Below are 14463 nucleotides of genomic sequence, written 5' to 3'. Positions count from 1 at the left end.
TGTTCATTTCAATGCAATCAGCTCATATAAAAATGCACCAGAAAAGTCTTCTCGACTAAGGAAATAGCTAGTTAATAAATCAGAGGCTTGGCTAAATATACTCTCATCTAATTCTGCAGCAGTAGAATAGTTGTCAATTTTATCTTCTATTGACATTTTTATCTCTTCCGAAACTTTGTGCAGCTCTGAATCTCGATTACTCAGTTTAGCAGTATAATACCTATCGAATGCGCTAACGATTTTTCTCCGCCTCAAAGATTTTAGGTTGTATTCATCTTTGAGTATATCTAATAATTCTGTAGTTAAACTCTCATCAGGTTTGCTTTTAACGTGTTGCTCTATGATTTCATCGAGCTGCTTGCTCGTAACTGCTTTTTTCTTCAGTGAAGTATCCCAGTCAAGGTAATCAAAACTATTTTCACCTTTTCTTTGAAGGTCTCTTATTATGCAGTTGTAAATAGAGCTAGAGTTGTAAGTGCACCCAGGCGCTCGTTTATTTATCAATTGACTAATCTTACCTTCAACAGCAAGATCAAAGCCTTTTTCGGGCAACTCTGGTATTATAAATGCCAGTTTGCTTTCTAGCATATTTGCTTTATCTATTCCAGATATGCAACTAAAAACTTTTTCTTTTTCGTCATCTGTTAGTTGCCCGACCTTGATTACCTCGAACGACAAACCATCTTTGTGCAAGTCAAAGCTAAACCCACCAGTAGACACAAAGTTAACACTTGAAACTCTACCAGAGAAGTTTTTATTGCACACACTGTTTGCAAGCTTTTTTAATGGTGAGCCTGTTTTTTCTTTATCTTTTGTCAATGAGGTAATTGTTGACTTGCTTGCTATCTCTTTAATTTGATTGAACTCAAACAATGCAGACGCACCATTAAGGCTGTTCGCCAGTGTTACATCTTCATGTTCCTCCACAAATATAGCGTATTCATTTCCCTCACTATGTTCATCAAGCATCCTGCAGAATGCCCAATGATATTGATAATTATACTTTCTATAAGTATCACTTCCTGCTTTTTCTCTTTTAGCATCTAATCCCAAAGGATTTACGTGACTCATTGATTTCTTATTATTCATGGTTATCCTTTAAATTCAGTTGCCAAATATTCATTTTTCTCAAAATATATAACAGTGATTATACTCCCTTCTACGTAACCTGAATGAACCCGCCGGCTCGTTCATTCAGGTTATTCAGCCCTTCATTCACGATCTATCCCATTGAAATTAAAATTAATTAAGTATAAATAGGAAGCATAACATAGATTATCGTGTCGGCTGCATAACACGGCTGAATCAGCATGCCGCTTTCACCGGTGGGGCCGCTTTGGGTCGCTAGTGACGAAATCGGCCACTTGTTGTTTCTGACTATCGGGGGAATACTTTGTAAGCGTCACCCGCCGTTCTCTTAACTGCTGCCATTACAGATTGATGCTCACTATGAGCGACCAACAAACCACTGGGACGATGGAAATTTGCTATGCGGTCGCCAGTCTCAACATCGTAAATTCTGACTGTTGAAAATCCGTTCAGGCTGCCCATTGTTTTATGGCTTGTAACCTTCCCCATTATCAAGACGTCGTACCCACGCTCACGGGAAAAACTTAATGCAATTTCCACGGGGGCCAAATTCCCTCCTGATGCGATATCGGTGGATTCCTCTCTCAGAACACTTCCTTGAACGATTTGATTATCAATGGAGGCCTCAATAATGGACACAAAATAATCTGTGCTTTCCTCAACAAAGTTTGGCTCACCCTCAAATCTTGGAATAAAAATGACAGCATCTGATGGAATCTCAGAGACCATGTCATCTCGAACATTCACGATTGATGGGTTTGCACAGGCCTGAAGTAAGAACAGCGTGAGCAAAGGAATAAGTCGAAAAATTTTTATGCTAGCCTCAAAATTAACAGTTGTTTTATATGTCATTTGGCACCTTCTCTAAGAACTTTCCCAGAAGAGATGCTGAATTCTTAAAATTATCAAGCTGGTCTTGTAGACCATATGCCCACTTGATGCCATGAAAGAAATTGTTTCTAAAACGATAAACTATGATCAGGCAACCTATAAGCTGAGAAGTTGGTTCTAAATTCTCCCCAGTTAGCACGGCGCGAACCAAGTCGGGGTTATCGTTGTTACGTAGATAAAGGTTTTCAAAGCGTTGGTTCGTATTACTGCCATCAACATAGCGATCGGAAAAGTAATCTAAATGCTCTGCGAACCAACCACCCCGAATGATCTCCGTCTCCACACTCTGCACTTTCTCAGAAATCTTCTTCGCCGAGGCATTGCTCTCCAACATTTGGGCTTCGAATAAAGTCCAGAGCAGTGAAAATCTATGCAGCGCCTCATGCTCATCGGGCGACAGGTATGCAACACCAGGGGCGACCCTTTCAATATCAGCTAGCTGAACCACAGTCCCTCCTTTTTCATATGAAATTTTTATTACATAGCGTGCCCGATATTCCACTTGATCGTGCATTCACGTTCAACAATCTTGTGCTGTACGACCGACCACCTATCATTCTCTTGCAATTCCGAAAAAATCAATATAGTGCAGATGTATAAAACAGGTCATCCTGTATGCTTAATATCCCCAATGAACGTGCTCGCTGCCTTTTCCGGCATGTCTGCTTTGGGTCCTGGCCGTGTGAAAATAGAAAATATGGCCTGACCCACGACATCCTCTTCTTTTATCGCAGCGGCGCCCTACTGATCCGCTGTTTCAATGATGCTGCCGTTACTTCTTTGCGTTATGAAGCCAGTATAATGTGCCTACTTGGCTTTTAAGGCTTCTTAAAATGCAGGTAAAAGGGCCCGTTACGCCCTTGTAGCCCTTATTAAACCATTCACACCCAAGATCGTTATGACTCGCTTCAAGTTGTAGGCCAACACATGAAGACTCATTTCCGTACTCACATTTTCAAGTCGTTTGGTCATGAAATGTGTCGCCCCCATACAAGCTTTCAACGTGCCAAATGGATGCTCCACCGTTTGTCGCCTTAATCGCATCATTGCAGGGGTCCAATCCAGTCGGGCTTGCGCAGCTTCAAGTACATCTTCGTGTTCCCAACGCTTTATCCGCCTCTGCTTTCCCGTCGTGCATTTCTCCCTTATGGAGCAACTTGCACATGACGAACTCCAATAAGCATGCAGCTTTTGTCCTTTCTCTTCAGATTCAAACCGCCAAGTAAGCCGTTGTCCTGCTGGACAAGAATATTCATTGCGCTCGGGTAGATAACGAAATGCCGACCTGGGAAAAAGCCCCTTTGCCTGACTTGGCGATGTCAGTGGCTTCGGGAGATAAGTCGTAATACCTTCCTTGTGACAGGCCAGGATCTCTTCGCCTTTGAAGTAGCCTCTATCAGCCACAACCTTAAGCTCTTTAATACCGGTGGCTTCCCGAGCGTGCTTAGCCATTTTGAACAGCTGGCCTCGGTCATGGCCGATGTTGGTAACTTCATGAGCGACAATCAGATGGTGCTGGCTATCGACCGCCGTTTGCACGTTGTATCCCACCGTTCCGGTACCTCTGCCACTCGTGGCCATAGCTCTGGCGTCCGGATCCGTTAAGGAGACCTGTTGGTCGGGTGACTGTAAGCGCTTCTCTTCAACCACTTGTAATCTTGACGTCTCTTCTCTCAGCTTCCTGATTTTATCCTTTAGGTGGGCGGTCTTTGCCTCTGCCAGCGCAGGCTCTTCGCGATCAGCCGCGTCAAGTTGGCCCAGGTACCGCTCAAAGCTTTCTTCAATTTGCTCAAGGCGACGCTTCATCTTGGTCGCCGTGAAATTACGATTACGGTTATTGACGGCTTTAAACTTGCTGCCATCGATCGCCACAATAGCTTTTGAGAACAGGTTTAAGCGTCGACAAAGCACGATGAACTCTCGACAAACACGGCGAATGGCCTCGCCATTATTCTTTCGGAAATCAGCAATCGTCTTGAAATCGGGTGTTAAACGCTCAGTCAGCCACATTAGCTCGACATTACGTTGGGTCTCTCGCTCTAACCGGCGACTTGACTGAATACGGTTGAGATAACCATAGATGTAGAGCTTCAGAAGAACAGCCGGATGATAAGCCGGTCTCCCGGTAGCGTGCGGATCAACACCTTTGAAGCCCATGTCTTTAAGGTCGAGCCCCTCAACAAATGCCTCAATGGCACGAACCGGGTTGTCCTCGGCGATGAAGTCGTCCAAAAGCGTAGGAAATAACGTGCTTTGGTCTCGGGCCTCGCCTACCACGAATCGCTTCATCACTATTTCCTCAGCGAACCTCGTCAAAGTATAGCGACAATCACGTTTTCACACAGCCTCGGTCGAAAGCAGATGTATAGCAATTACTCATAATTCTTAAGATGACAATAGCGAAGTCGGCAGCCCCTGTCACCTCAGCATTAGTAGGTTTAAAGCTTACGTGGAACATATAGGCTTAGGTTTGGACTTGGTAATGAGGTTGCAGAAGCTTAGATAGATAGTTGAACTGTCCAAAGGCATCCCGTGCGTTACGAAGGGATCCGATACCAAAGTATGGGCTGAAGTATGGGCTGGCCGAATTACAGATACAAAAAAGCCGCTGATATCAGCGGCTTAATCTAAATTCTTGGCGGAGGGGGAGGGATTCGAACCCTCGAAGCCTTACGACTTACACACTTTCCAGGCGTGCTCCTTCGACCACTCGGACACCCCTCCGCGTTTTGGCGCTCTTGAAAGGCTGTACCTTTCGCGACAGAACGGCGCATATACTATGGGCTAAGCCTCGAAATAGCAAGCCTTTTCAGGCTGGCTAGCCCTTCGGCCCGCGGGACGGCATGGTCAACTTAGCGGTAACACTGCGTAGCTGCTACTGGCTTCCAGGCAGAGCGTCTCGCCACAGTAAAGCTGCTGGGTGAGCGCAATACGCCCTTTCCCTCGCTCAGCGAGCTTGTTGGACAACTGGGCGGGGCCTTCCGATTCAGTTGGCCTGCATGCCAAGTGATAGTCGCCCGTCACCGGCGCCAGAAAACGCTGGCTGGCTTCGGCAACCACGACATCGCGGGCGATACCCCGCTCACGCAGCCATAGCGTTACCCAACACCACCCTTGTAGCGTGGTTTGCGCCGTGAGCGCACCGCCAAAGCCAGTGCCTTTATCGTTGAGGTTGGGCGCGAGTGCCAACTGCCACGTTAATGTATCGTCTTGGCGCGTCACATCACTAATGCCTAACGCCTTGACCATAGGAATCGCCTCACTCAGCCAGCGATGAAAGGCGGATAAGTCTTCTGGCTGCCCTTCCGGCAATGGCAAGCGCGGATGTGGTACGCCTGGCTGACGGGGCATGTTCATGATTAATCCCAGCGCTCAACAAAATCAGCAATAGTATGCTGCGGCACGGGTTTATGGCGGCCACCCAGGGTGCCTAGATAGATAAACGCGACAACTTCATCGTCTTCATCCAAGCTTAGTCCTTTGCGTACGACAGGGTCGAATGCGTACTTGCCGCTGCGCCACATAGCGCCAAGCCCCAGCGCATGGGCGGCGAGTAAAATGCCGTGGGCGGCGCAGCCAGCGGAAATCACCTGCTCCATTTTGGGCACTTTGGCGATCTCTGGGGTTACTTTGGCGATCACAGCAATAACCATCGGCGCGCGGAGCGGTTTTTTGCGTGCTGAGTTGAGTGTTTCGTCGTCGGCGCTAGGGTCTTCTTGGAACTCTGCCTCAGCAAATAGCTCGCCTAAACGCTCACGCCCCTCCCCGCTGAACTCAATAAAGCGCCAAGGGCGCAGCTCTTTATGGTCAGGTGCACGAAGTGCCGCCTGATAAATGGCGCTGAGCTGTTCGGCGCTGGGCGCTGGCTCCATCAACTTGCCCATTGAGCTGCGTTCGTGAAGAAGCGTGAGTGCGTCCATTAATGACTCCAAATCCAATCGTGTGAGGCTACTGTAGTATCAGCATTTATAACACCGACGTTTACTGCCTTGCTAGACGCAGCGGCGTGGGTGGCGTCAGCCCAGGCGTGGCGCGCCAGGGACTAATATCTAACCCACCGCGGCGCACATAGCGTGCCAGCACCAGTAATTGCGTAGGCTTTGCCTGCGTCATTAAGTCGGTGAAAATATGTTCAACGCAGTGCTCGTGAAAATCCTGGTGCTGACGAAAGCCAATCAGGTAGCGCAGCAACCCTTCCCGATCAAGCTTTGGTCCTTTGTAGCGAATCAGCACGCTTCCCCAATCCGGCTGGCCGGTGACGGGGCAGTTAGACTTCAGCAGATGAGAATAAAGCGTCTCTTCGACGATCTCGTTGCCAACCATCAAGTGGTCACTGCTGGGTGTGTAATCGCTTACTGCGATATCTAAATCGTCCAAGCATTCGCCTGGCAATTGCTGTGCTGAAAGCTCTGAGGCATCGACATCAAAGAGCTCGACACTCACCTCAGCCCCTGCCGCAACAGCGAGGTCATTGGCGAGCGTCTCCATCACTTCCTGGCGGCTATAAAACCGGGATTGGTTAAAGCTATTGAGATAGAGCTTCCACGATTTGGACTCAATCAGATTGGGCGAGCTCGCGGGTAGGCGAAAGCGCGCCACGGCGACGATAGGCTTGCCGCGGCTGTTCAGCCAGGAAACTTCAAAGGCGTGCCACTCGTCTTCCCCTACAAACGGCAGGGCATCTTCTTCAATCCCCAAGGGAGTGCGGTTGGCCGCACGAGGAATGGGATAGAGAAGCCCCGCGTCATACTGCTCGGGGTAAGCGGAGTCACGCCCTAGTGGCGCGTTTTCCAGGGTATCGGGGCGGTGTGTCATTAGCTTTTAGCCTCTCTTTATCAGTGCGCTATTACCATTAACTACGAATACCTTTACCGCGCTCTAACATGGTCAGCGCCGCCACAAACAGCACAATGATAAAGGCGAAAATCGCAGCGAGGGCCCAACCAACCGGGATATCCGAGACGCCCAGGAAGCCGTAACGAAAGACGTTAACCATGTACAGAATGGGGTTGAGCATGGAAACGTTTTGCCAGAAGTCCGGCAGCATAGAAATAGAATAAAACACCCCGCCCAGGTAGGTCAGCGGCGTGAGAATAAAGGTCGGCACGATGGAAATATCATCAAACTTGTTGGCCAACAAGGCGTTGATAAAGCCGCCAATAGAGAAAAGCGCTGATGTCAGTACCACGACTAATACCGTGAGCAGCGGATGCTCCACTGTTAAGCGGGTAAAAAACAACGAAACAACGGTCACAATCAGCCCAACGCCCAACCCACGGGCCATGCCGCCTAGAATAAAGCCGGACAAAATCACCCAATTGGGCATTGGCGAGACCATCATCTCTTCAATCGAACGCTGGAATTTATTCGAGAAGAAGCTGGATGCTACATTGGAGTAGCTATTGGTAATCACCGACATCATGATCAGCCCAGGGACGATAAAGTCCATATAGCTGAAGCCGTCCATATCACCAATACGCGAACCGATCAGATTGCCGAAGATGATGAAGTACATCGCCATGGTGATTGAGGGCGGCAATAGCGTCTGTGGCCAAATGCGCGTGAAGCGCTTGATCTCTTTTAGCACCAGGGTCCATAAGGCGATCAGTGTTTGTGTGGCGTTCATGCGCGCGCCTCCTTCTTCTCGACGCGCTGATCTATTGCCCCTTGGCCACTGCCTTTTACCATTGACACAAACATCTCCTCAAGACGGTTGGCCCGGTTACGCATAGACACCACCTGAACACCTTGCTCACTCAGCGCACTAAACACATCATTTAAACGTTGCCCACGGTGTACCACGAGTGATAGCTGAGTAGATTCCAGCTGCTGTATCTCAAATCCCTCTATATTGGGTATGGCTGTAATGGCCTCGGAGGTATCAATCAGGAAGGTTTCAGTATCAAGCTCAGCCAGCAGCTCACGCACACTGGTATTCCGCACAATGTCGCCATTATTGATAATCGCCACATTGCGGCACAGGCTCTCGGCCTCTTCCAGGTAGTGGGTGGTAAGAATAATAGTGGTGCCTTCATCTTGATTAATCCGCCGCATGTATTCCCACATGCTGCGACGTAGTTCGATATCCACGCCAGCAGTCGGCTCATCCAGAATCAGCAATTTAGGCCGATGCATCAGTGCACGCGCGATCATCAGGCGGCGTTTCATCCCGCCGGAGAGCATCCGCGCGCTGCCGTTGCGTTTGTCCCACAGGCCGAGATCAGTCAGCAGTTGCTTGGCGCGGGGCAACGCCTCACGGCTGGTCATGCCGTAATAACCCGCCTGAGCGAGCACGATATCGAGCACTTTTTCGAACTGATTGAAGTTAAATTCCTGGGGTACGACACCCAATTGATATTTGGCCTTGGCGAAATCTTTATCGACATCAATACCAAATATGGACACCTTGCCCGCTGTTTTTTGCACCAGTGAACAGACCACGCCTAACGTGGTGGATTTACCGGCGCCATTAGGGCCTAACAAGGCAAAAAAATCGCCCTGTTGGACGTCGAGATCAATACCTTTGAGTGCCTGGAAGCCGTTACCGTACACTTTGGTAAGGCCACGGATCGACAATGCCGGTTCGGCCATGAACATGTCCTGTCAGCAAAATAAGAAGAGAAGGTAAGACATTAGGGCGCAAACGACTTTTTTCAAGGCGAACAATCGAGCCGAGCGCTAGACACGCAAAAAATGACGCTCAGCAAATAGCTGATGCACCATTGAAATAATAAAGAGTGAACATAGAAACACTTGGAGCGGGAAAGGAGATTCGGCCGGGCTGGCGCACCAGATCACGACCCTCGCCTAGGCAAGGCAATACTCTTAACCACACATCCAAATTGGAGCGGGAAAGGAGATTCGAACTCCCGACCCTCGCCTTGGCAAGGCGATGCTCTACCACTGAGCTATTCCCGCAACGCAAACAAAACGATGTATAACGCTAGATGGCGTCCCATAGGGGGTTCGAACCCCTGTTACCGCCGTGAAAGGGCGGTGTCCTAGGCCACTAGACGAATGGGACTAAATCAAAACTGGAGCGGGAAAGGAGATCGACCGGGCTGGCGTTCCAGCTCCCGACCCATCGCTTACCGTCCGATACTACTAAATCTGGAGCGGGAAAGGAGATTCGAACTCCCGACCCTCGCCTTGGCAAGGCGATGCTCTACCACTGAGCTATTCCCGCTAATAGATACTTAATCAATTTATCGGAAGTGGCGTCCCATAGGGGGTTCGAACCCCTGTTACCGCCGTGAAAGGGCGGTGTCCTAGACCACTAGACGAATGGGACGTGTGGAGCGGGAAAGTAGATTCGACCGGGCTGGCGTTCCAGCTCCCGACCTTGCCTGACTTACCACACACCGAACTGGAGCGGGAAAGGAGATTCGAACTCCCGACCCTCGCCTTGGCAAGGCGATGCTCTACCACTGAGCTATTCCCGCAATCTGTCCCGCATTCCGATAACCCTGACGACCGCTTACCTTTAAAAGAACGTGCCCTTCAATGAATAAGTGGCGTCCCATAGGGGGTTCGAACCCCTGTTACCGCCGTGAAAGGGCGGTGTCCTAGACCACTAGACGAATGGGACGTTGCATTGCCTCGTCGAGGTGGCGCGTATGTTACTCAGACCGTATTGAGCTGTCAAGCTCTCTGCTAGCAGCGGCTTTACTGACCCGCTATCAATCACCTACACCCAAGCACAAGCTTTGTTGCGCCAGCATGCACATTGGGAGTGCCCTCGTCTCTAATGAAGCCTCATAACGGTGCAAGCGCTGAATTTTCTTAGCATTTGCCCACTCTCCATCTGCTATGAAACCCTTAAAAATCTTTTATTTATAATAAAATCGATTTTTATGGCACACCCTTTGCTACCTCATAGTGTTCCCTTACTGATCCACTTCCCCATCATGAGGTGTGCTATGTCCTTATCTCGCCGCAAGTTTCTCACCACGGCAACCGTTTCCACCACTGCCGGGCTGGTATTAGGTGCTCCGTCTATCGCCCGTGCGCAGTCCGACGAGCGTTTTAATTGGCGTATGACCAATGCCTACGGTCCCGGCTCGCCCTTTTATGTAGAAGGTCCTGGCAGTCCTACCGATGTCATCGCCAAAATCAATGCCATGTCCGGCGGTCGGCTTAACATCCAGCACTTCGCAGCCGGTGAGCTGATTCCAGCCTTTGAGGGCTTTGAAGCCGTGCAAAGCGGCACCATCGAGATGAATGCTGCTAATAGCTACTTCTGGTCAGGCACCACATTTGCGGCCCAGTACTTCACCACCGTGCCGTTTGGCATGAGCTTTATGGGCCATATGGCGTGGCTCTATCACGGCGGTGGCTTGGAGCTTTGGCACGAAGTATATGAGCCTTACGGCATGGTGGCTTTCCCGCTCAATAATACCGGCGTGCAGATGACCGGCTGGTTCCGCGAACCGATAGAAGATATCAGTCAGCTTAATGGCCTGCGAATGCGCGTCCCCGGTTTGGCGGGCCAGGTCTACTCCTCGCTAGGCGTCGATGCGCGCGTGCTCCCTGGTGGCGAAATTTTCCCAGCCCTCGAACGTGGCGTCATTGATGCAGCCGAATTTGTTGGTCCTTTCCAAGATCGCCGCATGGGGCTGCATAACGCCGCCAAGTTCTACCACACCACCGGCTGGCACGAGCCCTCCACCACCGGCGAACTGCTGATATCGAAAACACACTGGGATAGCCTGCCGGAAGACCTGCAGATGATCGTCAAAACCGCCTGCATGGCCGCTTGTTTGGAGAGTGTCACGTGGTCTGAAGCGGTTAATGGGGAAGCCATGACCGATTTGATAGAAAACGAAGGTGTGACGGCTAGCATGCTTCCCACTCCTGTTGTTGATGCGCTTCGCGAAGCCACCCAAGACACGCTGGCCACAGAGGCCAACGCTGACCCACTGGTACGCAAAGTCCACGACAGCTACATGGCCTTTAAAGCCAATCACGACCGCTGGGCGGGCTCCAGCGAGCGGGCTTGGTTAAACGACATTATCGGAGTCTGATATGCGCGCCGTGGCAACCTTTGTCCACGGGGTTGAGGCGGTGGTTCGGCTATTTGGCTGGATCGCCGCCTGGACCTGCGTGGTATTAGTCGGACTCGTCGCTGGCGACGTATTGATGCGTTATGTGTTTCGGATCGGAGCGGTGTGGCTGCAAGAGCTACAGTGGCACTTGATCTCACCTATCGCGCTATTTGGCATGTCGTATTTGCTGATGATGGGTGAGCAGGTGCGCGTCGATGTTTTCTATGAACGCTTCCCCACGGGCCTGCAGCGCGTGATTGAGGTTATCGGCGGTTTATTGTTGCTGGTGATGGGGCTGTATATCGCCTGGCTGACGCTGCCGTGGATAGCTCAGTCGTTCGCCCGCGGCGAAGTATCGCCTAACCCCGGTGGTCTGCCCCTTCGTTGGCTGCTCAAATCGCTCATTCCGTTTGGTTTTGTCCTTCTCGCGCTGCAGGGGTTGGCCCACGCGCTGCGTCAGGCGTTTGCCCTGCCCACACGAGGTGAATAACGCATGTCTCCCAATGAATGGCTAGCGATCGGCATGATCGTGGCTTTTTTCGTGTTCCTGCTAATCGGCATTCCCGTGGGTATCAGCATCGCGGCCACTGCCTTTTTCTTTGGCTACATCGGCTTTGGCCCGATGTTGTTTAACCTTCTTCCATCACGTATTTACGGCGTGGTAACCAATTACACGTTTATGGCGATACCGCTGTTTGTGTTTATGGGCGTGATGCTGGAGAAATCGAAGCTTGCCGAGGAGTTGATCGATGTGATCGGCCACTTGTTCGGCGGCCTCTCGGGTGGCATGGGCGTGGCGATTATTCTGGTGGGCGTCCTGTTAGGTGCCGCCACGGGGATTGTTGGCGCCACTATCGTCACGCTAGGCCTTCTCACGCTGCCTACATTGTTGCGTCGCGGTTATCCTAAATCTCTGGCCACGGGCATGATCTGCGCGTCCGGCACCTTGGGTCAGATTATCCCGCCCAGTCTGGTGTTGATCCTATTGGCTGAAATTTTGGGTGAGTCCGTCGGTACGATGTTTGCAGCCGCCATGGTGCCGGGGCTAACGCTCGCGGCTGTTTATATTATTGCCATTTTAATAATCGCCAAACTCTACCCTCACCTAATGCCACCCATCCCTATTGAGGAGCGTAAAGCGATGGGACGGCGCCAACTGCTGGTGAAGGTAATCACCGTGGTGGGCCCGCCAGTAGGCTTGGTATTTGCTGTGCTGGGTTCGATTATTGGCGGCATTGCCGCGCCCACAGAGGCTGCCGCGATGGGGGCGCTAGGGGCATTGCTGTTTGTAGCCTGCTCAGGCCGGTTAACGTTTGCGCTGCTCAAAGAAGTCGCCAAAGCCACGCTGATAATCTCAGCGATGGTATTCTTTATCTTAATTAGCGCGCAGGTGTTTGGCTTGGCATTCCGCGGCTTGGGCGGCGAGCATTTGGTTGCCCGCATGTTCGACTGGGTGCCCGGGGGCGAACTAGGCGCAATGCTGTTTATGCTACTGCTGATGTTTGTGTTGGGTTTCTTTCTGGAATGGATCGAGATCAGCTATATCGCCCTACCGCTATTTTTGCCGTTCTTTGTGCAAATGGGGGTCGATTTGGTATGGCTGGGTATTTTGGTGGGGTTGGTACTGCAAACCTCGTTTCTCACCCCACCGTTTGGCTGGTCTTTGTTCTTTCTCAAAGGCGTGGCCCCGAAAGAAGTCACCACACTGGATATTTATAAAGGCGCGCTGCCGTTTATCGGCCTACAGTTTGTCGCCGTCGCGCTGGTGTTTATCTTCCCCAGCATTGCTACATGGTTGCCAAACGCCATTGGCTGGTAACCAAGATCAATAACAAAGGAATTTGAGATGCTCCACACCCAACGTAGTTACGGCGGCAGCTGCGTCGCCCCTCATCACCTAGCCGCCAGCGCCGGGCGCGATGTGCTTAAACAGGGCGGCAATGCGGTGGAGGCCATGGTAGCGGCTGCCGCGGCCATTGCCGTGGTTTATCCACATATGAATGCCCTGGGCGGTGATGGCTTCTGGCTGATTCATGAGCCCGGCAAAGCCCCCATTGCCATTGATGCCTGCGGCCCAGCGGCGGGCCTCGCCAACGCGGATTTCTACGCCGGAGAGACGCAAATTCCCGAGCGTGGCCCCAAAGCCGCCCTCACCATGGCAGGCACCATTGGCGGTTGGCATGAAGCGCTGAACGTGGCGTCGAGTTGTGGAAAACAGCTGCCCCTCTCCACGCTACTGGCCGATGCCATTCGTCACGCAGAAGCGGGTATTGCGGTTTCCCAAAGCCAGCAAGCACTGACTGCCAAACACCTTGAGCGTTTATCCCAAAGCCCAGGCTTTAGCGACGCGCTACTGCTGAACGGGCAGGTACCCCATGAAGGCGAGCGGCTACGCCAGCCGCGTCTAGCTGCCACGCTGAAGCGCTTGGCGGAAGCGGGACTGGATGACTTCTACCGTGGTGAGCTGGCGGCCAGCATGGCGCGGGACTTGGAAGCAGTGGGCAGTCCGCTGCGCCTGGCAGACTTTCACGCCTATCAGGCTCAACAGGTAACGCCACTGGAAGTCACCCTCCAGGATGCCACGCTGTATAACCTGCCCGCCCCTACCCAGGGTATGGCGTCGCTGATGATTTTGGCCATTTACGAGCGCTTAAAAGCCGCCGAGCCCAACAGCTTTGAGCACCTGCACGGGTTAATTGAAGCCACCAAGCGCGCCTTTATCTTACGCGACCAAAACGTCACTGACCCCGGCCGTGTACCGACGCCGCTGCAAGAGTTGCTTAGCTCAGAAAATATCGGCCGAGAAGCTGCGAACATCGACCCACAGCACGCCCTACCCTGGCCTCACGAACCCGCCCCCGGCGATACTATCTGGATGGGCACCGTGGATAGCCAAGGGCGCGCAGTCAGCTTTATTCAAAGCATCTACTGGGAGTTCGGCAGTGGCGTAGTGCTGCCAGAAAGCGGTGTGCTGTGGCAAAACCGCGGCATCAGTTTTTCGCTTAATCCTGATGATCTGCGCGGCCTGGCCCCCGGCCGTAAACCTTTTCACACGCTCAACCCGGCGCTTGCCAAGTTTAACGATGGCCGCACCATGGTTTATGGCACCATGGGCGGTGAAGGCCAGCCGCAAACCCAGGCGGCGGTTTTCTCACGCTATGCGCTGTACGGCATGCCGCTTCAGCAGGCAATCACCGCACCGCGCTGGCTGCTCGGGCGCACCTGGGGGGAAACCAGCACCAACTTAAAACTGGAAGCGCGTTTTGACGATGCGTTAGTCACCGACCTGGCTACCGCTGGCCACGATGTGGAGGTGCTGCCCGACGCGTTCAGCGACACGATGGGCCATGCGGGTGGCATTGTGCATCACCCTGATGGGTTGATTGAGAGCGCCCACGACCCTCGCAGTAACGGTGGCGCGGCGAGCGTGTAAGTACAC

Annotated in this window: 13 protein-coding genes and 7 tRNA genes; 4 read left to right on the top strand and 16 right to left on the bottom strand. The window is 51.8% G+C overall.

Annotation, left to right across the window (positions count from 1 at the left end; all coding sequences use genetic code 11):
- Positions 1–3: 3 nt before the first annotated feature.
- From ACW44H_RS05300 to ACW44H_RS05225, 16 genes are all read right to left on the bottom strand, one after another.
- A complete protein-coding gene (locus ACW44H_RS05300; protein ID WP_457507458.1) occupies positions 4–1089 on the bottom strand; it encodes a DUF4297 domain-containing protein in 1086 nt (361 codons plus the stop codon).
- 288 nt (positions 1090–1377) lie between these two features.
- Positions 1378–1941, bottom strand: coding sequence for a hypothetical protein (locus tag ACW44H_RS05295; protein WP_457507456.1), 564 nt, complete (start codon positions 1939–1941; stop codon positions 1378–1380).
- A complete protein-coding gene (locus ACW44H_RS05290; RefSeq protein WP_457507454.1) occupies positions 1931–2494 on the bottom strand; it encodes a hypothetical protein in 564 nt (187 codons plus the stop codon). Before ACW44H_RS05290 ends, ACW44H_RS05295 begins: the two co-directional genes overlap by 11 nt.
- 338 nt (positions 2495–2832) lie before the next feature.
- A complete protein-coding gene (locus ACW44H_RS05285; RefSeq protein ID WP_457507452.1) occupies positions 2833–4269 on the bottom strand; it encodes an IS1182 family transposase in 1437 nt (478 codons plus the stop codon).
- Positions 4270–4616: 347 nt separating this feature from the next.
- A tRNA-Ser gene (locus ACW44H_RS05280) sits at positions 4617–4704 on the bottom strand.
- A gap of 123 nt (positions 4705–4827) precedes the next feature.
- Positions 4828–5337 carry a YiiD C-terminal domain-containing protein gene (locus ACW44H_RS05275; RefSeq protein ID WP_457507450.1) on the bottom strand — a complete coding sequence of 170 codons (510 nt, stop codon included), beginning with the start codon at positions 5335–5337 and terminating at the stop codon, positions 4828–4830.
- Between the two features lie 2 nt (positions 5338–5339).
- Complete coding sequence (locus tag ACW44H_RS05270; RefSeq protein ID WP_457507446.1) at positions 5340–5900, bottom strand: nitroreductase family protein; 561 nt, start codon at positions 5898–5900, stop codon at positions 5340–5342.
- Positions 5901–5961: 61 nt separating this feature from the next.
- Positions 5962–6795, bottom strand: coding sequence for an NADPH-dependent 7-cyano-7-deazaguanine reductase QueF (queF, locus tag ACW44H_RS05265; RefSeq protein ID WP_457507444.1), 834 nt, complete (start codon positions 6793–6795; stop codon positions 5962–5964).
- A 37-nt stretch (positions 6796–6832) separates the two neighbouring features.
- Positions 6833–7606 carry an ABC transporter permease gene (locus tag ACW44H_RS05260; RefSeq protein WP_113271179.1) on the bottom strand — a complete coding sequence of 258 codons (774 nt, stop codon included), beginning with the start codon at positions 7604–7606 and terminating at the stop codon, positions 6833–6835.
- Positions 7603–8571 (bottom strand): ABC transporter ATP-binding protein, encoded by a 969-nt coding sequence (locus ACW44H_RS05255; RefSeq protein WP_113271178.1) that lies wholly within the window; start codon positions 8569–8571, stop codon positions 7603–7605. Before ACW44H_RS05255 ends, ACW44H_RS05260 begins: the two co-directional genes overlap by 4 nt.
- Before the next feature lie 252 nt (positions 8572–8823).
- Positions 8824–8898 (bottom strand) — tRNA-Gly (locus ACW44H_RS05250).
- A 30-nt stretch (positions 8899–8928) separates the two neighbouring features.
- Positions 8929–9004, bottom strand: a tRNA-Glu gene (locus ACW44H_RS05245).
- 87 nt (positions 9005–9091) lie between these two features.
- Positions 9092–9166: transfer RNA gene (locus ACW44H_RS05240), tRNA-Gly, on the bottom strand.
- A gap of 29 nt (positions 9167–9195) precedes the next feature.
- A tRNA-Glu gene (locus tag ACW44H_RS05235) sits at positions 9196–9271 on the bottom strand.
- 76 nt (positions 9272–9347) lie between these two features.
- A tRNA-Gly gene (locus ACW44H_RS05230) sits at positions 9348–9422 on the bottom strand.
- A gap of 70 nt (positions 9423–9492) precedes the next feature.
- Positions 9493–9568, bottom strand: a tRNA-Glu gene (locus tag ACW44H_RS05225).
- A gap of 331 nt (positions 9569–9899) precedes the next feature.
- Between ACW44H_RS05225 and ACW44H_RS05220 the strand changes: the two genes are divergently transcribed.
- Genes ACW44H_RS05220 through ACW44H_RS05205 form a run of 4 tightly spaced genes read left to right on the top strand, consistent with a single transcriptional unit; the run spans position 9900 to position 14457 of the window.
- Positions 9900–11003, top strand: a complete 1104-nt coding sequence (locus ACW44H_RS05220) for a TRAP transporter substrate-binding protein (protein ID WP_457507441.1) — start codon at positions 9900–9902, stop codon at positions 11001–11003.
- A 1-nt stretch (position 11004) separates the two neighbouring features.
- Entirely contained in the window at positions 11005–11514 is a 510-nt protein-coding gene (locus ACW44H_RS05215) for a TRAP transporter small permease subunit (RefSeq protein ID WP_457507439.1), read from the top strand.
- 3 nt (positions 11515–11517) lie between these two features.
- On the top strand, positions 11518–12843 hold the full coding sequence (locus ACW44H_RS05210) for a TRAP transporter large permease (RefSeq protein WP_457507437.1): 1326 nt from the start codon (positions 11518–11520) through the stop codon (positions 12841–12843).
- A gap of 27 nt (positions 12844–12870) precedes the next feature.
- The gene (locus tag ACW44H_RS05205; protein ID WP_457507435.1) at positions 12871–14457 is read left to right on the top strand and encodes a gamma-glutamyltransferase family protein; all 1587 of its coding nucleotides are present in this window, start codon (positions 12871–12873) and stop codon (positions 14455–14457) included.
- Positions 14458–14463 lie beyond the last annotated feature (6 nt).

It is taken from the genome of Vreelandella sulfidaeris Esulfide1 (genome assembly GCF_054072535.1).
The sequence above is the reverse complement of the archived record's forward strand: the minus strand, read 5'-3'. Positions and strand labels throughout refer to the sequence as shown.